Raw genomic sequence first — 22,755 nt, 5'->3', positions numbered from 1 at the left:
GCCGCCTGACCCCGGAGGGGGCGGGGGACCTTCACGTGGCCTTTGAGCAGTTGAAGGAAAAGCTGGCGGGGGAGGGCCTGTTTGCCCCGGAGCACAAAAAGCCCCTGCCGCCCATGCCGAAGACCATCGCCCTGATCACCTCGCCGGTAGGCGCGGCGGTGCGGGATATGCTGCGCATCTTAAAGGCCCGGTGGCCCATGGCCCAGGTGCGGGTGCTGCCCGTGCGGGTTCAGGGGGAGGGGGCAGCGGAGGAGATCTCAGCCGCCATCGCCTGGTGCGACCGGGAGAAGGCCGCCGACCTCATCATCACGGGCCGGGGCGGCGGGTCCATGGAGGACCTGTGGGCCTTTAACGAGGAGATCGTGGCCCGGGCCATCTATCGCTGCCGCATCCCGGTGATCTCCGCCGTGGGCCACGAGCCCGACGTGACCATCGCCGACTATGTGGCCGACCTGCGGGCCGCCACGCCCTCTAACGCCGCCGAGCTGGCCGTGCCCGACCAGAACGAGGTCTATGGCCGCCTGCTCAGTCTGGAAAAGCGGCTGGAGGGGGAGATAGACCACCGGCTGGCCCAATACCGCCGCCGCCTGGACCGCCTGGCCAAGAGCCGGGCCATGACCCAGCCGGGGGCCTATTTTCAGACCAAGCGGCTGCTGCTGGACTATCAGAGCCGCCGTTTAAATCAGGCGCTGGAGCGCACCGTGGCCCAGAACCGAGAGCGGCTGGCCGGTCTGGCCGCCGCCCTGGACGCCATGAGCCCCATGAAGGTGCTGGGCCGGGGCTATGCCATCGCCCGAGACGGGGAGGGCCGGGTGCTCTCCTCTGTGAAACAGACCGGGGCGGGGGAGAAGCTGACCCTCCGCCTGGCCGACGGCAGCCTGCGCTGCCACGTAGACCAGGTCCAGGGACCGGAACAGGAGGTTTGACTATGGCTGCAAGAAAAAAGTTGGATTTTGAAGCGTCCATGACCCGGCTGGAGGAGATCGTCTCTCAGCTGGAGCAGGGGGACGCCCCCCTGGAACAGGCCATGACCCTGTTCGAGGAGGGGGCCAAGCTGCTGCGGGAGTGTACCAAGCAGTTGGACCAGGCGGAGCAGAAGGTAAGTCTGCTCACGGCGGACGAGAACGGCCAGCCCGTGGAGCAGCCCTTCGCCGGGGAGGAGCCGCAATGAACCAGAATTTTGAGACCGTCCTGAACCAGGACCGGGCCCTGATTGAGGACCGCCTGGCGGAGTTGTTCCGCCAGGATACCCGCTACGCCTGTTTGCAGGAGGCCATGGAGTATTCCCTGTTGGCCGGGGGCAAGCGGGTCCGGCCTGTGCTGACGCTGGAGGCCTGCCGCATGTGCGGCGGAGCGGTGGAGGACGCCCTGCCCTTCGCCTGCGGCGTGGAGATGATCCACACCTATTCCCTCATCCACGACGACCTGCCCGCCATGGACGACGACGATTTGCGCCGGGGCCGCCCCACCAACCACGTGGTGTATGGCGAGGCCACGGCCATTCTGGCGGGGGACGGCCTGCTCACGGCGGCCTTCGGCCAGCTGACCAAGGCAGAACTGCCCCCGGAGCGCATCGTCTCCGCCGTGGCCACCCTGTCCGCCGCCGCCGGTCCCGCCGGGATGGTGGGCGGTCAGGCCCTGGACATGGCCGGGGAGGGCCACGCCCTCAGCCGGGGAGAGCTGGAGCTGCTGCAAAGCCTGAAGACGGGGGCCCTCATCTCGGCGGCCACCCAACTGGGCGGCATCGCCGCCGGGGCCACCCAGGAGCAGCTGAAGCAGCTGGACCGGTATGCCCAGGCCCTGGGTCTGGCTTTCCAGGTGCGGGACGACATGCTGGACGTCATCAGCTCCGACCAGGAGCTGGGCAAGCCCGTGGGCTCTGACCGGGCCAACGAGAAGAGCACCTTTGTCAACGCCTTGGGTCTGGAGAACTGTGCCCAGCTGGTGGAGAAGCTGAGCCAGCAGGCGGCGGACGCCCTGGCGGACTTTGACCAGCCGGAGTTTCTGGTCTGGCTGGCCCACGCCCTGGCGGGCCGAAAGCAGTAACGGGGAACCTGACGAAAGAGAGCCCCATAGGGGGAGGAAGATAGATTGAAAGAGACAGAAGAGTATCGCCCGCTGCTGGCCGGGATCTCTGACCGGGAGGGGACGGAGCTTTGCGCCCAGCTGCGGCAGGAGCTGGTGGACGACGTGTCCAAAACGGGGGGCCATCTGGCCTCTAACCTGGGCGCGGTGGAGCTGACGGTGGCCATCCACCGGGTGTTTGACACCCGGCAGGACCGCCTGGTCTTCGACGTGGGCCACCAGTGCTACTGCCACAAGATCCTCACCGGGCGGCGGGAGGCCATGGCCACCCTGCGGCAGTATGGCGGCATCGCCGGTTTTCCCAAGCCGGTGGAGAGCGTCCACGACGCCTTCATCGCCGGACACGCCTCCAACTCCGTGGCGGTGGCTTTAGGCATGGTCCGGGCGCGCCAGGCTTTGGGGGAGCACTATAAGGTCATGGCCCTCATTGGCGACGGCGCCCTCACCGGCGGTCTGGCCTATGAGGGGCTGTCCAACGCCGGGGCATGCGGCCAGCAGCTGCTGGTCATTTTGAACGACAACGGCATGTCCATCACCACAAACGTGGGGGCGGTGGCCGACCACCTGGCCCGGCAGCGGCTGAAGCCCCAGTATCTCACCTTCAAGCGGTACTACCGCCGGGTGATGAATTCCGGCAAGATAGGCCGCAAGGTATACCGCTTTACACATAAGGTAAAGCAGGCCTTGAAGCAGAGCCTGCTGCCGTGCAGTATGTTCGAGAACATGGGCTTTAACTATGTGGGGCCGGTGAACGGCCACGACCTGACCGGACTGACCCGCGCCCTGCGCTATGCCCGGGAGCTGAACGAGCCTGTGCTGCTCCACGTGAAAACGGTGAAGGGCAAGGGCTATGCCCCGGCGGAGGAGAACCCGGACGCCTTTCACGGCGTGTCCCCCTTCGACCCGGCCACAGGCAAGTCCAAAAAGAAGTCGGGGGAGAACTTCTCCGCCGTCTTTGGCCGCACCCTCACCCAGCTGGCCCAGCAGGACCGGCGGGTGTGCGCCATCACCGCCGCCATGATGAGCGGCACGGGGCTTTCTCAGTTCCAGGCCGCTTTCCCGGAGCGCTTCTTCGACGTGGGCATCGCCGAGGGCTGCGCCGTCTCCATGGCCGCCGGAATGGCCAAGCAGGGCGCGATCCCCGTGTTCGCCGTCTATTCCAGCTTCCTTCAGCGCTCCTATGACATGCTCATCCACGACGTGGCCATTGACAAGCTCCACGTGGTGCTGGGCGTAGACCGGGCCGGACTGGTGGGGGAGGACGGCGAGACCCACCACGGCGTGTTCGACGTGGCCTTTTTAGACAGCGTCCCCGGCATGACGGTGCTGGCGCCGTCCAGCTATGCCGAGCTTGCTGGGATGCTGGAGCAGGCCGTCCTCCATGTGGACGGCCCGGTGGCCATCCGCTACCCCCGAGGGGGCGAGGGGGCCTATCATGGCGACGCCGGACCCGGCCACGCCGCCGTGCTGCGCCAGGGGAGTGACATCACCCTGGTGAGCTATGGCATCCTGATCAACGACGTGCTGGAGGCCGCCGAGCTTCTGGCCGCAGAGGGCGTCCAGGCGGAAGTGGTGAAATTGAATGTCATCACCCCTCTGGACCCGGAGCTGGTATTGGAATCGGTAAAGAAAACAAAAGTTTTGTTGACCGTTGAGGACAGTGCCGCCCACAGCAGCGTGGGGGAGCGGCTGGCCGCCGCCGTGGCGGAGGCCGGTTTGAGGGCCAAGGTCCTCTGCCGCACCAGCGGCGACAAATTCGTGACCCACGGAGCGCTCAGCTGCCTGAAGCAGGAGCTGGGACTGGACAGCGCCGGGATTTTCCGCGCGGCGCTGGAGGAGGTGCGCAAGCATGGCTAAAAAACGCTTGGACGTGGCCATGGTGGAGCAGGGCCTGGCGGAGAGCCGCCAAAAGGCCCAGGCCATCATCATGGCCGGACAGGTCTATGTCAACGGCCAGAAAGTAGATAAGGCGGGGGCCCCGGTGACGGAGGACGCCGCCATCGAGGTGCGGGGGAAGACCCTGCGCTATGTCAGCCGGGGTGGCCTGAAGCTGGAGAAGGCCATGCAGCTGTGGCCCATCACCCTGAAGGGCTTTATCTGCGCCGACATCGGGGCCTCCACCGGGGGCTTTACCGACTGCATGCTGCAAAACGGGGCGGAGAAGGTCTACGCCGTGGATGTGGGCTATAACCAGCTGGACTGGCGGCTGCGCACCCACCCCCAGGTGGTGTGCATGGAACGGACCAACGCCCGCTATCTCACCGCTGAGCAGATCCCCCAGCCCCTGAACTTCTTCTCAGTGGACGTGTCTTTTATTTCCCTGAACCTGATCCTGCCCGCCGTGCGGCCCCTGATGGCCGAAGGGGGCGAGGGGGTCTGCCTGGTCAAGCCCCAGTTCGAGGCGGGAAAGGACAAGGTGGGCAAAAAGGGCGTGGTCCGGGACCCCCAGGTCCATCTGGAGGTGCTGGAGCAGTTTTTGATCCACGCCGCCAACGCTGGTTTTGGTGTAAAGGATATTACCTTTTCACCCATTAAGGGGCCTGAGGGGAACATCGAATACTTAGGCTATCTCACCACCCGGGAGGTGCCGCCCTACGCCGGGGATCTGGCCGCCCTGGTAGAGCAGTCCCACAGCGCCTGGAAGGAGGCCGAGGGATGAAGATCGTCCTCAGCTCCAACCCCTACCGGGACCGGGGTCTGAAAGCGGCCCTGGAGGCCCAGCGCATCTTAGAGCGGGCCGGGGCCAAGACCGCCCTGTGCCTGCCCTTTGTCCCCAAGAAGGGGGACCGGGTGGAGGTGCCCCGCCACGCCAACCTGAGTGTGCTGGCCCGGGAGCTGCCCACCGCCGACCTGCTCATCTGCTTCGGCGGGGACGGGACCCTGCTCCACGCCGCCCGGGACGCCACCCTTCACGGCGTGCCCATCCTGGGCGTGAATATGGGCAGCGTGGGCTTTATGGCCGAGCTGGAGCGCACGGAGCTGAACCAGCTGGCCAGTCTGGCCCAGGGCCGCTATACCACCGAGCAGCGGATGATGCTGGACGTGCGGGTGTTCCGGGGGGAGAAGCTGATGAGCGAGGATCTGGCTCTGAACGATGCGGTGATCTCTAAGGGCTCCATCGCCCGGGTGGTGGAGCTGGATGTGCTGGCGGACCGGACCCTGGTCACCTCGGTGACGGGGGACGGAGTCATCGTGGCCACCCCCACCGGGTCCACCGCCTATTCCATGGCGGCGGGGGGACCCATCGTAGAGCCCACCTCTCAGGCCATCATCGTCACTCCCGTGTGCGCCCACCGGCTCACCGCCCGGGCCATGGTGCTGTCCATGGACCGCGTGGTGACCATCGCCCTGCCCAAGACGGCACGCAAGTGTTTATACTTGTCAGTTGACGGAGGAAAGGCCATCCGCTTGAACGGCGGAGACCGGGTGGAGGTGAAGCGGTCCCGCCACTCTACCCAGCTGGTGCAGCTGACCCACCGGAATTTCTATCAGCTAGTCAATCAGAAGTTAGGAGGCGCAGCCCAATGAAAAATGCCCGCCAGGCGGAGATCTTGAACATCGTCCAGTCCACAGAGGTGGAGACCCAGGAGCAGCTGCTCTCTGCACTAAAGGCAAAAGGCTTTACAGCTACTCAGGCCACAGTGTCCCGGGACATCAAGGAGCTGCGCCTGGTGAAGGAGCTTACCGGCCAGGGGAAGTACCGCTATGCGGCCACAGACCGGAAAAGCTCCGCCGGGACGGACACCCGGCTGCGGAATATTTTTAAGGAGGGCGTCACGTCGGTGGACGTGGCCCAGAACATCGTGGTGGTGCGCACCATGCCCGGACTGGCCTCCGCCGCCTGCTCCGCTCTGGACGGGATGGACATCCCCGGCATGGTGGGCAGTCTGGCGGGGGATGACACGGGCATCCTCATCATGCGGGACAACAGCGCCGCCCAAAAGTTCAGCAGCGAGGTCCACAAGCTGCTCACCTGACCCCCGGTTCCAGAAGGAGGGACGTAACACCCCATGCTTTCCTTGTTGCACATTGAAAATATCGCCATCATCGAGTCGGCGGACATCCGCTTTGACAGCGGGCTGAACGTCCTCACCGGCGAGACGGGGGCGGGCAAGTCCATCGTCATCGACGCCATCAGCGCCGTGCTGGGCCAGCGGACCAGCCGGGAGCTCATCCGCACCGGGGCCAAGTCCGCCCTGGTCACGGCGGTGTTCACCGGTCTGCCGCCCCTGGCCTGGCTGGCCGACAACGGCGTGGACCAGGGGGAGGAGCTGCTGCTCCAGCGGGAGATCCAGGGGGACGGGCGCAACGCCTGCCGCCTGAACGGACGGCCCATCACCGTGGCCCAGATGCGGGAGCTGGGCCGCTGCCTGCTGGACATACACGGCCAGCACGACGGCCAGCAGCTGCTGGACCCCGCCTGCCACCTGGCCTATCTGGACCGCTTTGGCCGCACCCTGCCCCTGCTGGAGGACTATCAGGCCGCCTTTGCCCAGGTCAGCCGCATCCGAAAGGAGATCGCCGGGCTGAAAATGGACGACGCGGAGCGCTCCCGCCGGGTGGACACCCTGCAATTTCAGATCCGGGAGCTGGAACGGGCTGAGCTGACGCCAGGGGAGGATGAGGAGTTATCTGCCCGCCGCCGCCTGCTCCAAAGCTCCGGCAAGTTGATGGACGGCCTTCAGGAGGGCCTGATGGCCCTGTCCGGCGGGGAGGACAGCTCCGGGGCCTGCGACCTCATCGCCCAGGCGGAGGGGGCCCTGCGGAGCATCGTCCGCTATGACCCAAGTCTGGAGGAGCTGGCCGAGCAGCTGTCCAGCCTGCGTTCTGCCGCCGACGACGCGGCGGAGCTGCTGCGGGATCAGACCCGGGAGATGGAGTTCTCCCCCGATGAGCTGGACCAGTTGGAGAGCCGCCTGGACGTGATCTATCGCCTGAAAAAGAAATATGGCTCCACCGTGGCCGAGATGCTGGACTATCTGGAGCGCTGCCGCCGGGAGCTGGACCAGATCGAGTTTGCCGACGACGCCATCGCCCGCCTGGAAAAAGACCTGGCGAAGGCGAAAAAGGCCGCTCTGGAACGGGGCCAAAAGCTGAGCGCGGCCCGGAAAAAGGCCGCCAAGGCCCTCCAGGCCCGGGTCCAGGACGAGCTGCGCCAGCTGGACATGCCCAAGGTACAGTTCGAGACCGAGTTCAGCCCCAGCCAGGGGGAGGACGGCATGGAGGCGGGGGGCCTGGAGCAGGCCCAGTTCCTCATGTCCGCCAACGTGGGCGAGGCCCTCAAGCCCATCCACAAGATCGCCTCCGGCGGCGAGCTGGCCCGCATCATGCTGGCCCTGAAAAACGTGCTGGCGGAGGACGACGGCATCGGCAGTCTGGTCTTTGACGAGGTGGACACCGGCGTGTCAGGCCGGGCCGCCCAGAAGATCGCCGAGAAAATGGCCCAGGTGGCCCGGCGCAAGCAGGTGCTGTGCGTCACCCATCTGCCCCAGATCGCCGCCATGGCCGACACCCATTTCTCCGTGGAGAAGGGGGAACGGGGCGGGCGGACCTATACCCACGTGGCCCGTCTGGACCGCCCGGGCCGGGAGCAGGAGCTGTCCCGGCTGATGGCGGGCAGCGCCCTCACCGATGCCCTGCGCCAGAGCGCCGCCGAGCTGCTGAGCCGGGCTGAAAAATACCGGGCCAATTTAAAATAAATAAGCGACAAAAATGCCGTGTACCGAAGTTTTTCCGGTACACGGCATTTTCTGTCTTGATGTTAGGCCACGGTGAAGAACTGGGCCAGTTGGCCATACAGGATAAAGGCCATGCCAATGGGGGCGATGACCCGGATGGCGAAGATATAGAACCGGTAGAGCCGGGGGGAGAAGGGATTGTCCCGCTCCATCACCTCGTCCCGGATGGTGCCGGGGCCGATCTTCCAACCCACCAGCAGGGTCATGATCAAAGCGCCCAGGGGCATGGCCACGCCCTCGGAAATGAAGTCCATAAAGTCCAGCCAGGAGGCGGCCAGGTTCCGTCCCGTCTGATGGAAGGGGACCCACAGTCCGTTGGACCCCAGGCCGTCCACCGCGACCAGGGTGCTCACGGCCATGACGGCCAGGCAGACCAGGCCCACAATGCGGCTGCGGTTGGGCTTGTGGCCCTTCAGGGCGGCGTGGTCCAGGAAGAAGGTGACCATGACCTCGGTGAGGGCGATGGCGGAGGTGATGGCCGCCAGAGAGACCAGCAGATAGAACAGCACCCCGAACAGGGGACCGGCAGTGCCCATGGCGTTGAACACGTCCTGAAGGGTGATGAACAGCAGCTTGGGTCCGGCCAGTTCCGCCCCGGAACCGCCCAGAGCGAAGGCGGCGGGCAGCACCGCCATACCGGCCAGAATGGCCACCAAGGTGTCAGAGATGATAATGAGGGCGGAGTTTTTCACCAGGTTCTCCTGCTTGCTGAGATAGGAGCCATAGGTGACGGTGATGCCCATGGCCAGGGACAGAGAGAAGAACATCTGCCCGCCCGCAGCGGAGAGCACCCCGAGAAAATCCTCCTTGAACATCGTGAAGTTGGGGGCAAACATAAATTTCAGTCCGTCGATCGCCCCGGGCAGGGTCAGCGCCCGGATGATGACGATGACCAGCATAACAAACAGGGCGGGCATACCCACTTTATTGAAGCGCTCGATGCCGTCTTTGATGCCGCCGCGGATGATCAAAAAGCAGATGGCGATGAACAGGAACGTGAACAGCAGAGCCATGGGCTGGTCGGTGAGCATGTTGTGAAAGGACTCCGCACCGGACAGGTGCGACAGCTGGGACAGCCCCAGCAGCTCCCCTAAGTTCAGCGCCGCATATTCCATGCAGTAGCCGCCCAGCACCGTGTAAAAGCTGAGGATCAGGAAGGGGGAGAGCATGGCCAGCCAGCCGATAAAGGTCCCCACGCCGCCCCCCAGGCGCTGATAGCTGACGATAACGCTGCGGCCCACCTTGCGGCCAATGGCCAGCTCTGAGAGCATGATGGGAAAGCCGATGAGGGCGGCCAGGATCACATAGACCAGCAGAAAGGGAAACCCGCCGCTGGCCCCCATTTTATACGGAAAAGCCCAGATATTGCCCAGCCCCACGGCGGCTCCCACCGTGGCCATCAGAAAGCCGAAATTGCTCCCCCATTGGCCGCGATGGTGTTGATGTTGATGTTCCATTTTTTCCTCCTAATTTCTTCTCCGGCATACAGCCGTCTTTTTCAATACATGTTATGTTACCAGAATGACTATAATTTCGTCAAGGAAAAATAGGCGTTTTTTATCGTTTCTGTACATTCTCTGCGGTCGGAGGGAAGATTTTTCTTGCCAGAGGGGAGCGCCTGTTGTAAAATTAGGTATCCAGAAAAATTGGAGGGAAGGATATGAAACGAAACGTGCTCCTGGCGATCCTGGCTGTTCTGGCTGTGTGCGTCTGCGCCGGGGTATACTTTTATCTTCAGGAGGATGGCTGTCTCGCTCAGACCTCCGCAAAACCGGTGATCTACCTCTACCCCAGGGAGGAGACCAACGTAGACGTGACGCTGGACTATGACGGACGTCTGACCTGCACCTATCCCAAGTACACGGGCGGCTGGTCCGTGACGGCCCGGCCTGATGGGACCCTCACCGATGGAGCCGGACAGAGCTACAACTATCTCTATTGGGAGGGGGAGGACCGGAATGAGTACGACTTCTCCCGGGGCTTCTGCGTGGCCGGGGCGGATTCCGCCGCCTTTTTAGAGGATGCCCTGGCCCGGCTGGGCCTCACCCGGCGGGAGGCCAACGAATTTATCGTCTTCTGGCTGCCCCAGCTGGAGGAGAACCCCTATAACCTGATCGCCTTCCAGACCGATGCCTACACCGACCACGCCCGGCTCACCGTCACCCCGGAGCCGGACACGGTGCTGCGGGTATTCATGGCCTGGAAGCCACTGGACGCTCCCGTAGAGATCGAGGCGCAGCCCCTCACTGCCCCAACTCGGGAGGGCTTCACCCTGGTGGAGTGGGGCGGCAGCCGGGTGGATTGAGCTTGTATTGACGGGACAAAAATCCCGCGAACTGTGTATTGACAACGCATCCAAACTGTGCTATAAATCTAAATACTGCATACTGCGACGAAAAGGAACAGTAGCGGCGGGCAGCCTGCGCAGAGAGCCTTCGGTCTGGTGCAACGGAGGAGAGGAGCCCGCGGTGAATACCCCTTGGAGCAGCCGCCCGAACCGCTTATGGATGCGCAGTAGGGGACAGGCCGGGCCGCGCCCGTTACCGCGCCGGAGTCAAGCACTCCAAAAGGCTCTGCCCTGCGAGGGGCCAGGCGACCAGAGGTGGTACCGCGTTTTCACGCCCTCTGTCCGATTTTGCCGGACAGAGGGCGTTTTTCGTTTGAAAAGGAGGCGTGTCCCATGCAGCGGCACACGGGAACCATATGTATTTTCCTGGCTGCGGTGCTCTACAGCATCGGCGGACTGTGCATGAAGGTGATCCCCTGGAGCGGCCTGTCCATCAACGGGGCCCGCACCGGCATCGCTTTGATCGTACTGGCCATCTATCTGGCGGTCATCCGTCACCCCCTGCGGATGAACCGGTGGGTGGCCCTGGGCACCATGTTTATCTTCCTGACCAATGCGCTCTTTGCTATGGCCAACAAGATGACCACAGCGGCCAACGCCATCGTGCTGCAATTCACCGCTCCCATCTTCGTCATCCTGTTCAGCATCTTCGTCTTCCGCAAAAAACCGGGGGCACTGGATCTGGCTGCCTGCGCCCTGGTCTTTGGGGGCGTGATCTTCTTTTTCTTGGACAGCCTGACCATGGGCGGGGGACTGGGCAACGTTGTCGCCCTCATCTCCGGTGCGACTTACGCCGGGGTGTTCCTGATGAACGAGCTGCCCGACAGCGACCCCATCTCCTCGGTGTTCTGGGGGGATGTGCTGTCCGCTCTCACCGGGCTGCCCTTCCTATTGAAAGAGACGGAGTTTCCCACCACGGCCCTGGTCAGCGTCGTGGTCCTGGGCGTGTTCCAGGTGGCCTTTGCCTATATCCTGCTGACCATCGGCCTGAAAACCACCCCGCCGGTGACGGCCAGCCTGGTCTCCGGCATCGAGCCGGTACTCAACCCCATTCTGGTGGCCCTGTTCTATGGGGAGACAATGGGGCGCTTTGCCCTGATCGGCGCCGCCATCGTCGTTTTCGGCGTGGTTGGCTATAACGTGCTGCTGGCGAAGAAGCCAGCCGAAGAAAAAAGTTGAAAATCCACACACATTGAGATAAGGAGAGAATCAAATGACTTGCTATGAGGAACTGAAAGCCCGCGGCCTGATCGCTCAGGTCACCAACGAGGAGGAGATCTCCAAGATGATCAACGAGGGCAAGGCCGTGTTCTACATCGGCTTTGACCCCACCGCCGACTCCCTGCACGTGGGCCACTTTATGGCCCTGTGCCTGATGAAGCGGCTGCAGATGGCTGGAAACCAGCCTATTGCCCTCATCGGCGGCGGCACCGGCATGATCGGCGACCCCTCCGGCCGTACCGACATGCGGAAGATGATGACCCCCGAGACCATCCAGCACAACTGCGACTGCTTCAAAAAACAGATGGAGCGGTTCATCGAGTTTGGTGAGGGCAAGGCCCGGATGATCAACAACGCCGACTGGCTGCTGAAGCTGAACTATGTGGAGGTTCTGCGGGAGGTGGGCTCCTGCTTCTCCGTGAACAACATGCTGCGGGCCGAGTGCTATAAGCAGCGCATGGAGAAGGGCCTGAGCTTTTTGGAGTTCAACTATATGATCATGCAGTCCTATGATTTCTACTATCTGTTCCAGCACTACGGCTGCAACATGCAGTTCGGCGGCGACGACCAGTGGTCCAACATGCTGGGCGGCACCGAGCTTATCCGCCGCAAGCTGGGCAAGGATGCCCACGCCATGACCATCACCCTGCTGCTGAACTCCGAGGGCAAGAAGATGGGCAAGACCGCCAACGGCGCGGTCTGGCTGGACCCCAACAAGACCTCTCCCTATGACTTCTATCAGTATTGGCGCAACGTGGGCGATGACGACGTGCTCAAGTGCCTGCGGATGCTCACCTTCCTGCCCCTGGAGCAGATCGACGAGATGGACAAGTGGGAGGGCAGCCAGCTGAACACCGCCAAGGAGATTTTGGCCTTTGAGCTGACCAAGCTGGTCCACGGCGAGGAGGAAGCTACCCGCGCTCAGAACGCCGCCAAGGCCTTGTTCGTGGGCGGCGGCGACATGAGCAACGTGCCCGCCACCACTCTGACCCAGGATGACCTGACCGACGGTGCCATCGGCGTGCTGGGACCTGATGGTCAAGTGCAAGCTGGCCCCCTCTAAGAAGGAGGCCCGCCGCCTGGTGGAGCAGGGCGGCGTGGAGGTCAACGGCGAGAAGGTCGCCGCCCCCACCGTCAGCTACACCGCTGCAGATTTGACCGGCGAGGGCCTGCTCATCAAGAAGGGGAAGAAGGTCTATCACCGGGCGCAGATGTAAGCCCCTGTGGGAAAATACAGCGCATGAGAAAAGAACAGCCGCAGCAGTTCAAAAGCTTGCTGCGGCTGTTCTTGTATTCAGCCGTGCTGTGTGATACTATGAGGTCAGAGAGAACGACAAACTCGAATTTATATATAAAGGAGAATATTGATGAAACTGTTTTTATGTTCGCACTTTTCAAGTGTAGGAAGTCTGATAAAGGAAGAAATTGAAAATAAAAAAGTCACATTTATTCCAACAGCTTCGCTGCGTGAAGGCTACACCGGTTATGTCGGCTCGGCTCGAAAATTATTCAAAAAGTTGGGAGCAATCGTAACTGAAATTGATATTTCAACGGAGGCTTATTCAACGATACAGTCTGTTTTTGAAGATGCGGATGTGATATATTTTACCGGCGGGAAATTCCTTTTTCCTTATAGACCAGCTCCGTAAAACGGGAACGGATGAGCTGTTGAAGAAAGAATTGGCAAAGGGAAAACTGATGATTGGTGAATCGGCAGGCGCGATTATATGCGCTCCAAGCATCCAATATATCGAGCAAATGGATGAAAAGCCGGAGGATTACTCACAAGAAGATGATGCAGGGCTTGATTTGATTGATTTCTATGTTCTTCCGCATTATCTTACAGCACCATTTAAGAAAGTTACCGAGAAAATAATGACTGAGTTTTCGGATTTGAATCTATGCCCAATTAACAACCGTCAGGGAATTGTAATTGATGGTGAAGGTTCAAAGGTTATTTGCAAAGACTAATTTGAAAATTCCAGTTTGTAACGCTGAAAAATCAAAATATAAGGAGGTCATATCAGCTTTTCAATATTATTGCTTCTCGTATAGGTTATAACGGGTGCGGGGGCCTTTGTCGCATTTAATGGAAGGCACACGCAATCGGCATGGCATTGCTGCTTGTCATGGCGCTTGGTATTTTGATTTTGGGATATCTGTGGGTCCATTCGCCAATGTGATAAATCTCGATGTTGTTATGCACACCCGGAGTGCTGTGGCCAGACGATATAATCAGGCAAAAAATGCAAACAATGCGGTTTTTCAGCCGCATTGTTTGCGCTTGTGCCATCTACAGGCCGGGAGTCTCAAAACTGCCCGATGTCCCGCACCACTGCGCTGGCCAGGACCAGGCCGGCGGCGGCGGGGACAAAGGAGATGGAGCCGGGGGTGGCCCGGCGGGCGGTGGAGCCGGGGCGGGTGTCCTGCCCGGCCGGGGCCTCCGTCTGGATGGGCTGGGCGGGGGAGAGGGGCTCCTCCTGGGAGTAGACCACCTTCAGGTGGTTGATGCCCCGCTTGCGCAGCTCCTTGCGCATCACCCGGGCCAGGGGGCAGCCCTGGGTCTTGCTGATGTCCGTGACCTGAAAGCCCGTGGGGTCCAGCTTGTTCCCCGTGCCCATGGCGCTGATGAGGGGGATGTTCATCCGGGCACACCGCTGGGCGATGTCCAGCTTGGCGGCCACGGTGTCGATGCAGTCCACCACATAGTCATACTGCCCCAGGTCCACCGCGTGGTCTGCGTTCTGGGGCAGATAGAACATGCGGATGGCCCGGACGGTGCAGTCTGGGTTGATGTCCGCCACCCGGCGTGCCAGCACCTCTGCCTTGGGCTGGCCGATGGTGGAGCGGAGGGCGGCCAGCTGGCGGTTTAAGTTGCTCTCGGACACGGTGTCGTCATCGTAGAGGTCCAGGGCACCCACGCCCGCCCGGGCCAGGGCCTCCACGCAGAAGCCGCCCACGCCGCCCACGCCGAACACGGCCACCTTAGCCCGGGCAAGCCGGTCCAGGGGTTCGTCCGATGAGCAGGCGGGTGCGGATAAAGGGGTCAGACATAAAATAGTATCCTCCTTAAAAACGTGGGACAGATAATATCCCCGCCCCGAAAAGCTGGGGCGGGGATATGCGTTTTCTGTAAAGAGCTTTTACTTTACAAGCATGCTCATGTCATACAGTCCGGGGGCGGTGACGCCGGAGATGAACTTGGCGGCCTCCACCGCGCCCTGGGCGAAGATTTCCCGGGAGAGGGCGGTGTGCTTGATCTCCATCACCTCGTCGTGCCCGGCGAAAATGATCTCGTGCTCGCCCACGATGGTGCCCCCGCGGACGGCGGAGATGCCGATCTCCTTCTTGTCCCGGGGCTGGCGGACGCTGTGGCGCTCGAACACATACTCGGTCTCGTGGCCGCAGCTCTGGGCGGCGGCGTCGGCGATCATCAGGGCGGTGCCGGAGGGGGCGTCCACCTTGCGGCGGTGGTGCCGCTCCACGATCTCGATGTCATAGCTGTCGCCCAGCACGCTGGCCGCCTTTTTCACCAGCTCCAGCAGGACGTTGATGCCAAGGGACATGTTGGCGGAGCGGAAAATGGGAGCCTCCAGCGCGGCGGCCCCGATCTGAGCCACCTGCTCCGGGGTATAGCCGGTGGTGGCCAGCACCAGGGGGGTCTTGGTGGTTTTGGCAAACTCCAGCAGGCCGTCCAGCGCGGCGGGGGAGGAGAAGTCGATCACCGCGTCCGCCTTGCCCTGGAACTGGGCGGGGGAGGCGTAGACGGGGAAGCTGCCGTCGCCCGCGCCCATCACGTCGAAGCCCGCCACCACCTCCACCTGGGGATCGGCGGCGCACAGCCCGGCCACCACCCGGCCCATGTGGCCGTTGCAGCCGGAAACGATTATCTTCAGCATGGCAAACGCTCCTTACTTCAGCAGGTCCATCCGCTCCAGAGAGGCGCGGAGCACCGCCAGGTTCTTCTCGGAGATGTCGCACAGGGGCAGGCGCAAGGGACCGGCCTCCATGCCCATCAGGTTCATGGCCGCCTTTACGGGGATGGGGTTCACCTCGCAGAACAGGGCGTCGATCAGGTCCATGTACTGGATCTGGATCTTAGAGGCCTCCTCGAACTTGCCGTCCAGGCACAGGTGGCTCATCTTCACCATCACGTCGGGGGCGATGTTAGACACCACGGAGATGACGCCCTTGGCGCCCAGAGACATCATGGGCACCACCTGGTCGTCGTTGCCGGACCAGATGTAGAAGTCGTCGGGGCAGACATAGCGGGTGTGGGCCAGGAGGGAGAAGTTGCCGCTGGCCTCCTTCACGCCGTTGATCTTGGGGTTCTCAGACAGGACCTTATAGGTGTCGGCGGTGAAGGACACGCCGGTGCGGCTGGGCACATTATAGAGGATAATGGGCAGCTGGGTCCGGTCGGCGATGTACTCATAGTGCTTGATGAGGCCGGTCTGGCTGGCCTTGTTATAGTAGGGAGTGACGTGGAGCAGGGCATCCGCGCCGGAGTCCTCCGCGTGCTGGGACAGATAGACAGCGGCGGAGGTGTCGTTGCTGCCCGCCCCGGCGATGACCTTCACCCGGTGATCCACCCGCTTGACGCAGAACTCCACGGCGGCAATGTGCTCCCGGATGGACATGGTGGCGGACTCGCCGGTGGTGCCGCAGACGCACACGGCGTCCACCCCAGCGGCGATCTGGGCGTCGATCAGACGGCCAAAGGCGTCGTAATTGATGTTTCCGTTCTGGTCAAAGGGGGTGGCCAGGGCGCAGCAGGAGCCGGTAAATACAGGCGTTCTCATAAAAAAACTCCTCTCTTTCAATGGAAAAATATCCCGCTCCGTGGGGAGAAAGGGCAGCTTACTTGTGGTCGATGTAGCCCTTGGCGCACAGCAGCTCGGCCAGCAGCACTGCACCGCCGGCGGCGCCCCGCAGGGTGTTGTGGCTCAGGCCCACGAACTTATAGTCATACTGGGTGTCGGGACGCAGACGGCCCATGGACACGGCCATGCCGCCCTCCAGCTCCCGGTCCAGCTTGGCCTGGGGACGGTCGGGCTCCTCGAAATAGTGGATGAACTGCTTGGGGGCGGAGGGCAGCTCCAGCTCCTGGGGACGACCCTTGAAGTCGGCCCAGTCGGCCTTGATCTGCTCCATGGAGGGCTTCTTCCCGTCGGCGAACTTGACGAACACGGCGGCGGTGTGGCCGTCGGACACGGGGACGCGCAGGCACTGGGCGGTGATGGCGGGGGCGTCGGCCTTGACGATCTTGCCGTTCTCCACGTGGCCCCACACCTTCAGGGGCTCCTGCTCGCTCTTCTCCTCCTCGCCGCCGATGTAGGGGATGACGTTGTCGATCATCTCGGGCCAGCGCTCAAAGGTCTTGCCCGCGCCGGAGATGGCCTGATAGGTGCACACCAGGGCCTTCTCGATGCCATACTTCATCAGGGGGTGCAGGGCTGGGGCATAGGACTGGATGGAGCAGTTGGACTTGACGGCGATGAAGCCCCGCTTGGTGCCCAGGCGGGCGCGCTGGGCGGGGATGACCTCCAGATGCTCGGGGTTCATCTCGGGCACCACCATGGGCACATCATCGGTCCAGCGGTGGGCGGAGTTGTTGGACACCACGGGGCACTCGGCCTTGGCATAGCGCTCCTCCAGGGTGCGGATCTCCTCCTTCTTCATGTCCACGGCGCAGAAGACAAAGTCTACCATGCCGGCGATCTTGTCCACGTCGGCCTGGGCGTCCAGGACCACCATGGACTTGGCCTGCTCGGGGATGGACGTTTTCATAGCCCAGCGGTGGGCAACAGCCTCTTCATAGGTCTTGCCGGCGGAGCGGGGGCTGGCTGCGATGGCGGTGAGCTGGAACCAGGGGTGGTTTTCCATCAGGGTGACAAAACGCTGTCCCACCATGCCGGTGCCGCCAATGACGCCTACTTTATACTTTTCCATACGAAACGACCTCCAAACTATAGCTATGACGGGGGCTTTCCCTTCGTGCGTCGAACGGGGGAGAGGGCTGCGAGGGGAAAAAATAAATCAGCGGCTTTTCAAGCGGCTGATTTTGTACTATAATGTCGGCGTAGGTGTTGTCCGCCGCCGGCAAAATATTCACAAAAGCAGACAGCGCTCCATCAGACCAAACTGATGACAGTCGCAAGGCTGTTAACCTGGCGACCAGAACTCACTCTGCCGGGTGAGGAGTCCTTCGGCGGCCGTCCCCTTTCGGCATGGCTGAAACAGGAACCGGCTCCCTGACCATGCTTACTCCTGTAAGCCGCGACCTCTATCTAGCTAAATTTGAATTTATCCTACCATGTTTCAAATGGGGTGTCAATAGCGCAAACCGGACGAAACAGAGAAATGGAGCAGACCATGAAGAAAAAAATTATGCAGCTTGCCGCTGTTTTCCTTGCAATGACAATGTGTGTGCCCACTGTATGGGGGGCGCGCACAGACAGCGCCGACCAAAAGGTCCGGGTGGGTCTGGCCTCCTCCAGCAGCCACAACGCCACGGGGGAGCTGGCCTGCGCCCATCTGCAGAACAACACGGGCTTTGGCGCAGGCTATCGCTTTGGCTATTATGACAGCGACCTGAACTTTGTGGAGCTGGCCCGCACTGGGCAGAGCACCGACCAGATCGCCGTGCTGAAGGCCCGGAACATGTACTATGGCTATGACTCCTCCGCCGGAAAGTATACCTATTCCGAGAGCAACCTGGGCGGCCCGGCGGTGGGCTGCTATCACATCCAGATCCCGGGCTCCTATGTCTCTTACAGCAACGCCGCGGCGGACGCCCAGCTGTACGGCGGTTTTGTGGCCTGGATCGACGGGGCCTATCAGGTGCGGGTGGGCAGCTATCTCACCAAGGAGGCGGCACAGGCCGCCCTGGCCGATCTGCCCCAGGGCACGGTGGTGGGCACCAGTGCCTACGGCATGAACGTGGTGGAGACGGGGACGGACCGCATCCTGTTCCAGTTTGACATGGGCAAGGGGGGCGCTCTGGGTATCCTGCCCGATGTCACCGGGGCCGGTGACGTGCGCACCTGGTTCTCCGGCTATAAATACCGGGGGGGCTTTACTTACCAGCGGGTGAGCGGCAACGACCTGACTGTGGTGAACGTGCTGCCTTTAGAGGACTACATCCGGGGGGTCATCTGTTATGAGATGGGCAACTCCTGGCCCTTGGAGGCCCTGAAGGCCCAGGCCATCTGCGCCCGTACCTATGTGCTGCGGCGGCTGAACTACCACGGCAGTCTGGGTTTTGACGTGTGCAACAGCGATGCCTGCCAGGTCTACCGGGGCGTGGGCAGCAACCGGGCCGACTATGGCCCCAGCGATACCAGCGACCGGGCCGCCTCCGAGACCGCCGGGCAGGTGCTGTGGTACAACAGCACCCTGGCCGACACCTATTACTCCGCCAGCCACGGCGGAGCCAGCGAGAGCGCCTATTATGTGTGGGGCACCAGCATGACCGACTACCCCTATCTGTGCGGCGTAAAGGACCCCTACGAGGCATCTGTGGCCGACCGGAACAGCTATTCCTCCTGGACGGTGACCTACTCCGCCCAGCAGCTCACCGCCCGGCTCCAGAGCTATGGCTTTGGTACCAACACCAGCCTGGACCATCTGGAGCTGACCTATTCCGACCTGGGCAACGTGATCCAGGTGAAGCTGTGCTATGCCAACGGCCAGAGCAACACCATCACCCCCCGCACCAAGCCCCGGGGCATCCGGGCGCTGTTTGGCCTGAACTCCATCCGCTTTACGGTGAACGGCCAGGGGGCGGACGCTGCCACCTCCACCGGCACCACCGGCGGACAGAGCACTGCTCAGACCAGCTCCGGCTACCCCGTCAACGGCAGCGGGTCCCTGTCTGACCTGGACGGGATCTATGTGATCTCCGGCAGCGGGACGGTTGCCAAAGCGGGGGAGAACCTGTATACTATCACAGGGAGCGGGACCACCGCCGCCCTCCAGCCCGCCGACAACAATAACGGCAATAACAACAATGGCAATAACGGCGGCTCCACCGGGGGCAAGGGCGTGGTATCCGTGTCCGGCAGCTCCTATGTCTTCAACGGCAGCGGAAACGGCCATCAAGTGGGCATGAGCCAGTTCGGCGCCAACGCCATGGCCCGCCAGGGCTTTGCCTATGACGACATCGTGGAGTTCTATTTCCCCGGCACCCACGTGGGGAGCTGCCGTTAAACCGGCTTGATACATTCTAAAGAGAAGAAAGGCGACATACGTTTGAAAACTTCTGATTTTGACTTTTACCTGCCCGAGGAGCTCATCGCCCAGACCCCCCTGGAGCGTCGAGACGCCTCCCGGCTGCTGACCCTGGACAAGCACACTGGGGCCACCGAGCACCATCACTTCTATGAGCTGCCCCAGTTCCTCCGCCCGGGGGACTGTCTGGTGCTGAACAACTCCCGGGTGCTGCCCGCCCGCCTCATCGGCCACCGGCCCACCGGCGGCGTGTGTGAGGTGCTGCTGCTCACCGACAAGGGGGAGGGCCTTTGGGAGTGTCTGGTCCGCCCCGGCAAGAAGCTGCGCCCCGGCGCTCAGGTGATTTTCGGGGAGGGCCAGCTCACCGCCACCATCGAGGCGGAGGAGTCCGACGGCAAGCGCCTGGTCCGCTTCCACTATCAGGGCATCTTCCTGGAGATCTTAGAGCAGCTGGGCAAGATGCCCCTGCCGCCCTATATCAAGGCGGAGCTGAAGGACAACGAGCGGTATCAGACGGTGTATTCCAAGGTGATGGGCTCCGCCGCCGCCCCCACCGCCGGACTGCACTTCACCCCGGAGCTGCTGCAAAAGATCCAGGACATGGGCGTGGATCTCTGTTACGTGACCCTCCACGTGGGCCTGGGCACCTTCCGCCCGGTGAAGGCGGAGGACATCCAGGACCACGAGATGCACTCGGAGTTCTGCCAGATCAGCCAGGAGACGGCGGATGTCATCAACAGCACCAAGGCCCGGGGAGGCCGGGTCATCTGCGTGGGCACCACCTCCTGCCGGACCATCGAGAGTTTTGCCGCCGAGGACGGCACCATGACCGCCCGCTCCGGCTGGACCAACATCTTCATTTATCCCGGCTATCGCTTCAAGGTGCTGGACACCCTGATCACCAACTTCCACCTGCCCCAGTCCACCCTCATCATGCTGGTCTCCGCCCTGGCAGGCCGGGAACACGTCCTGGCCGCATACGAAGAGGCCGTAAGGGAGAAATATCGGTTCTTCTCGTTTGGCGACGCGATGTTTATTTATTAAGCAAGAAGTGAAGGAGTTTTGTTGTGTTTGAAGTATTAAAAACGGAGGGGAAGGCCCGGCGGGGGGTGTTTACCTGCCCCCACGGCACGGCCCAGACCCCGGTGTTTATGAACGTGGGCACCCAGGGGGCTATTAAAGGCGCGGTAGACGCCTTTGACCTGAAGGAGCTGGGCTGTCAGATCGAGCTGTCCAACACCTATCACCTGCATCTGCGCCCCGGCGACGGGGTGGTGCGGGACATGGGTGGCCTGCACAAGTTCATGCGGTGGGACGGCCCCATGCTCACCGACAGCGGCGGCTTTCAGGTGTTCTCCCTGTCCGGTCTGCGGAAGATCAAGGAGGAGGGCGTGACCTTCGCCTCGCACATCGACGGGCGGCGCATTTTTATGGGCCCGGAGGAGTCCATGCAGATCCAGTCCAATCTGGGCAGCGACGTGGCCATGGCCTTTGACGAGTGCATTGAAAATCCCTCCCCCGGGAATATGTGGAGCGCTCCTGCGCCCGCACCGCCCGCTGGCTGGAGCGCTGCGTGGCCGAGCACAAGCGGCTGAACGCCCTGCCCGGCTGCGTGAACCCGGGCCAGATGCTCTTCGGCATCAACCAGGGGGGCACCTATCCCGATATCCGCATCCGCCACATGCAGCAGATCGCCCAGCTGGACTGCGACGGCTATGCCATCGGCGGTCTGGCGGTGGGGGAGACCACCCAGACCATGTACGACATCATCGACGCGGTGGAGCCCTATATGCCTCAGGACAAGCCCCGGTATCTCATGGGCGTGGGCACCCCCTCCAATATCATTGAAGGGGTGGCCCGGGGCGTGGACTTTTTCGATTGCGTCATGCCGGCCCGGAACGCCCGCCACGGCAAGCTGTTCACCTGGAAGGGCTTCATCAACATCAAAAACGAGCGCTTTAAGCTGGACACCCGGCCACTGGACGACGAGTGCGGCTGCCCCATGTGCAAAAACTTCTCCCGGGCCTATCTGCGGCACCTGTTCGTCTCAGGAGAGATGCTGGCCATGCGCCTGGCGGTGATGCACAACCTGTATTTCTATAACCAGCTGATGGCCCGCATCCGTCAGGCCCTGGACGAGGGGCGGTTTGAGGACTTCCGCCGCCAGTATTCCGACCTGCTGGACCGCCAGGCCCCGAAAGATTAAAGGCTTTTACCAGGCAATTTTGTAAAAAGGCTTGTCAATCGGCCTGCAAGCCGCTATAATAAAGGAAATGCGTCTGCTGAGAGGCGGACAGTCCAAACATTTGGAGGGAAACACTTTGGAAAGTATTATCTTGATCGCGGTCATGTTCGCCATGCTCTATTTCTTCATGATCCGCCCCGAGAACAAGCGGAAGAAGGAAGCGGACAACCTGCGCAGCTCCCTGACCGTGGGCGACAACGTGCTGACCATCGGCGGCATCACCGGCACCATCTGCGCCGTGAAGGAAGGCACCGTTGTCATCGAGACCGGCGCTGACCGCGTCCGTCTGGAGATGACCAAGGAGTCCATCGCCACCCGGTTCACCAAGGACGCCAAGACCGGCGAGTCCAAGTAAGACCGAAAAACCGCATAGCTCACGCCCTCTCCGCATAGGTTTAAAACAAAACCGTGGGGGAGGGCGTTTTTCTATGAAAAAACAGGAGAACAAGCGGGGCGAGGCAGGGGAGCGCCCCTGGCTGCGGGCGACGCTGGCCGCGCTGCGGGGCGGACTGCTGGCCTGTGGGGCGGCGGTGCTGCTCCTGCTGGCGGCGGCCTGTCTCATCTCCACCGGGGCAGTGGGGGAGCGGTGGCTGGACGGGGTAGTCCCCGGGGCCTGCGTGGCGGGCAGTCTGGTGGGCGGGCTGTACGCCGTGGGCCGTGCGGGCCGCCCGGCTCTGGCCGTGGGCCTGGGGACGGGGATCACCCTGTTTTTGCTGCTGCTGTGCGTGGGGCTGCTGGCCTATGACGCCGCTGGGCTGGAGCGGGACGGGGCCGGGACCCTGTGCGCCTGTCTGTGTGGCGGGGGCCTGGCCGGGGTGCTGGCTCTGCCCCGAAAGAAAAAACGCAGAAGATGATTGAAATGCGAAAAGACTTATGCTATAATAAGC

At 62.3% G+C, this 22,755-nt stretch carries 21 protein-coding genes, 2 pseudogenes and 1 riboswitch; of the genes and pseudogenes, 18 read left to right on the top strand and 5 right to left on the bottom strand.

Annotated features, from left to right (window positions below; all coding sequences use genetic code 11):
• From xseA to recN, 8 genes are all read left to right on the top strand, one after another.
• Window positions 1-926: exodeoxyribonuclease VII large subunit (xseA, locus tag ACSAMP_RS04755; protein ID WP_457799707.1), on the top strand; the 926-nt coding region annotated here is incomplete at its 5' end.
• Between the two features lie 2 nt (window positions 927-928).
• Window positions 929-1,171, top strand: a complete 243-nt coding sequence (locus ACSAMP_RS04750) for an exodeoxyribonuclease VII small subunit (RefSeq protein WP_441795735.1) — start codon at window positions 929-931, stop codon at window positions 1,169-1,171.
• Entirely contained in the window at window positions 1,168-2,046 is an 879-nt protein-coding gene (locus ACSAMP_RS04745; protein WP_457799706.1) for a polyprenyl synthetase family protein, read from the top strand. Before ACSAMP_RS04750 ends, ACSAMP_RS04745 begins: the two co-directional genes overlap by 4 nt.
• A gap of 45 nt (window positions 2,047-2,091) precedes the next feature.
• A complete protein-coding gene (dxs, locus tag ACSAMP_RS04740) occupies window positions 2,092-3,942 on the top strand; it encodes a 1-deoxy-D-xylulose-5-phosphate synthase (protein ID WP_457799705.1) in 1,851 nt (616 codons plus the stop codon).
• A complete protein-coding gene (locus ACSAMP_RS04735; RefSeq protein WP_457799704.1) occupies window positions 3,935-4,744 on the top strand; it encodes a TlyA family RNA methyltransferase in 810 nt (269 codons plus the stop codon). Before dxs ends, ACSAMP_RS04735 begins: the two co-directional genes overlap by 8 nt.
• On the top strand, window positions 4,741-5,613 hold the full coding sequence (locus ACSAMP_RS04730) for an NAD(+)/NADH kinase (protein ID WP_457799703.1): 873 nt from the start codon (window positions 4,741-4,743) through the stop codon (window positions 5,611-5,613). The genes ACSAMP_RS04735 and ACSAMP_RS04730 overlap by 4 nt, the downstream gene beginning before the upstream one ends.
• Window positions 5,610-6,062 (top strand): arginine repressor, encoded by a 453-nt coding sequence (locus ACSAMP_RS04725; protein ID WP_457799702.1) that lies wholly within the window; start codon window positions 5,610-5,612, stop codon window positions 6,060-6,062. The genes ACSAMP_RS04730 and ACSAMP_RS04725 overlap by 4 nt, the downstream gene beginning before the upstream one ends.
• Before the next feature lie 33 nt (window positions 6,063-6,095).
• A complete protein-coding gene (gene recN / locus ACSAMP_RS04720; RefSeq protein ID WP_441795741.1) occupies window positions 6,096-7,784 on the top strand; it encodes a DNA repair protein RecN in 1,689 nt (562 codons plus the stop codon).
• 62 nt (window positions 7,785-7,846) lie between these two features.
• On the opposite strand, the gene ACSAMP_RS04715 is transcribed toward recN, so the two are convergent.
• Window positions 7,847-9,280, bottom strand: coding sequence for a sodium-dependent transporter (locus ACSAMP_RS04715; protein ID WP_457799701.1), 1,434 nt, complete (start codon window positions 9,278-9,280; stop codon window positions 7,847-7,849).
• Window positions 9,281-9,483: 203 nt separating this feature from the next.
• On the opposite strand from ACSAMP_RS04715, the gene ACSAMP_RS04710 reads away from it, so the two are divergent.
• The 5 genes and pseudogenes from ACSAMP_RS04710 (at window position 9,484) to ACSAMP_RS04690 (ending at window position 13,362) form a co-directional block, all read left to right on the top strand.
• On the top strand, window positions 9,484-10,128 hold the full coding sequence (locus ACSAMP_RS04710) for a hypothetical protein (RefSeq protein WP_457799700.1): 645 nt from the start codon (window positions 9,484-9,486) through the stop codon (window positions 10,126-10,128).
• 375 nt (window positions 10,129-10,503) lie between these two features.
• Window positions 10,504-11,349: a DMT family transporter gene (locus ACSAMP_RS04705; RefSeq protein WP_441795744.1), complete on the top strand. Its 846-nt coding sequence runs from the start codon at window positions 10,504-10,506 to the stop codon at window positions 11,347-11,349.
• A gap of 34 nt (window positions 11,350-11,383) precedes the next feature.
• Window positions 11,384-12,454 carry a tyrosine--tRNA ligase gene (gene tyrS / locus ACSAMP_RS04700; RefSeq protein WP_457799699.1) on the top strand — a complete coding sequence of 357 codons (1,071 nt, stop codon included), beginning with the start codon at window positions 11,384-11,386 and terminating at the stop codon, window positions 12,452-12,454.
• Complete coding sequence (locus ACSAMP_RS04695) at window positions 12,426-12,608, top strand: S4 domain-containing protein (protein ID WP_457799698.1); 183 nt, start codon at window positions 12,426-12,428, stop codon at window positions 12,606-12,608. Before tyrS ends, ACSAMP_RS04695 begins: the two co-directional genes overlap by 29 nt.
• Before the next feature lie 150 nt (window positions 12,609-12,758).
• Window positions 12,759-13,362 (top strand): annotated as a pseudogene (locus ACSAMP_RS04690) (Type 1 glutamine amidotransferase-like domain-containing protein).
• 338 nt (window positions 13,363-13,700) lie between these two features.
• Here ACSAMP_RS04690 and ACSAMP_RS04685 read toward each other — a convergent pair.
• From ACSAMP_RS04685 to asd, 4 genes are all read right to left on the bottom strand, one after another.
• Window positions 13,701-14,369: a tRNA threonylcarbamoyladenosine dehydratase gene (locus ACSAMP_RS04685; protein WP_457799697.1), complete on the bottom strand. Its 669-nt coding sequence runs from the start codon at window positions 14,367-14,369 to the stop codon at window positions 13,701-13,703.
• A gap of 165 nt (window positions 14,370-14,534) precedes the next feature.
• The gene (dapB, locus tag ACSAMP_RS04680; protein WP_441795748.1) at window positions 14,535-15,290 is read right to left on the bottom strand and encodes a 4-hydroxy-tetrahydrodipicolinate reductase; all 756 of its coding nucleotides are present in this window, start codon (window positions 15,288-15,290) and stop codon (window positions 14,535-14,537) included.
• 12 nt (window positions 15,291-15,302) lie between these two features.
• The gene (dapA, locus tag ACSAMP_RS04675; protein ID WP_457799696.1) at window positions 15,303-16,193 is read right to left on the bottom strand and encodes a 4-hydroxy-tetrahydrodipicolinate synthase; all 891 of its coding nucleotides are present in this window, start codon (window positions 16,191-16,193) and stop codon (window positions 15,303-15,305) included.
• A gap of 58 nt (window positions 16,194-16,251) precedes the next feature.
• Window positions 16,252-17,343 carry an aspartate-semialdehyde dehydrogenase gene (gene asd / locus ACSAMP_RS04670; RefSeq protein ID WP_457799695.1) on the bottom strand — a complete coding sequence of 364 codons (1,092 nt, stop codon included), beginning with the start codon at window positions 17,341-17,343 and terminating at the stop codon, window positions 16,252-16,254.
• Between the two features lie 164 nt (window positions 17,344-17,507).
• Window positions 17,508-17,688, bottom strand: a riboswitch (Lysine riboswitch).
• A 78-nt stretch (window positions 17,689-17,766) separates the two neighbouring features.
• Between asd and ACSAMP_RS04665 the strand changes: the two genes are divergently transcribed.
• From ACSAMP_RS04665 to ACSAMP_RS04645, 5 genes and pseudogenes are all read left to right on the top strand, one after another.
• Entirely contained in the window at window positions 17,767-19,602 is a 1,836-nt protein-coding gene (locus ACSAMP_RS04665) for a SpoIID/LytB domain-containing protein (protein WP_457799694.1), read from the top strand.
• A gap of 42 nt (window positions 19,603-19,644) precedes the next feature.
• Complete coding sequence (gene queA, locus ACSAMP_RS04660) at window positions 19,645-20,667, top strand: tRNA preQ1(34) S-adenosylmethionine ribosyltransferase-isomerase QueA (RefSeq protein WP_457799693.1); 1,023 nt, start codon at window positions 19,645-19,647, stop codon at window positions 20,665-20,667.
• A gap of 23 nt (window positions 20,668-20,690) precedes the next feature.
• A pseudogene (gene tgt / locus ACSAMP_RS04655) lies at window positions 20,691-21,829 on the top strand (tRNA guanosine(34) transglycosylase Tgt).
• A gap of 115 nt (window positions 21,830-21,944) precedes the next feature.
• Window positions 21,945-22,223: a preprotein translocase subunit YajC gene (gene yajC / locus ACSAMP_RS04650; protein ID WP_457799692.1), complete on the top strand. Its 279-nt coding sequence runs from the start codon at window positions 21,945-21,947 to the stop codon at window positions 22,221-22,223.
• A 73-nt stretch (window positions 22,224-22,296) separates the two neighbouring features.
• On the top strand, window positions 22,297-22,722 hold the full coding sequence (locus ACSAMP_RS04645) for a TIGR04086 family membrane protein (RefSeq protein WP_441795755.1): 426 nt from the start codon (window positions 22,297-22,299) through the stop codon (window positions 22,720-22,722).
• Window positions 22,723-22,755 lie beyond the last annotated feature (33 nt).

This window comes from Flintibacter sp. SJQ-8 (genome assembly GCF_054108085.1).
Note: the sequence above shows the minus strand (reverse complement) of the source record. Positions and strands in the feature narration are given on the sequence as shown.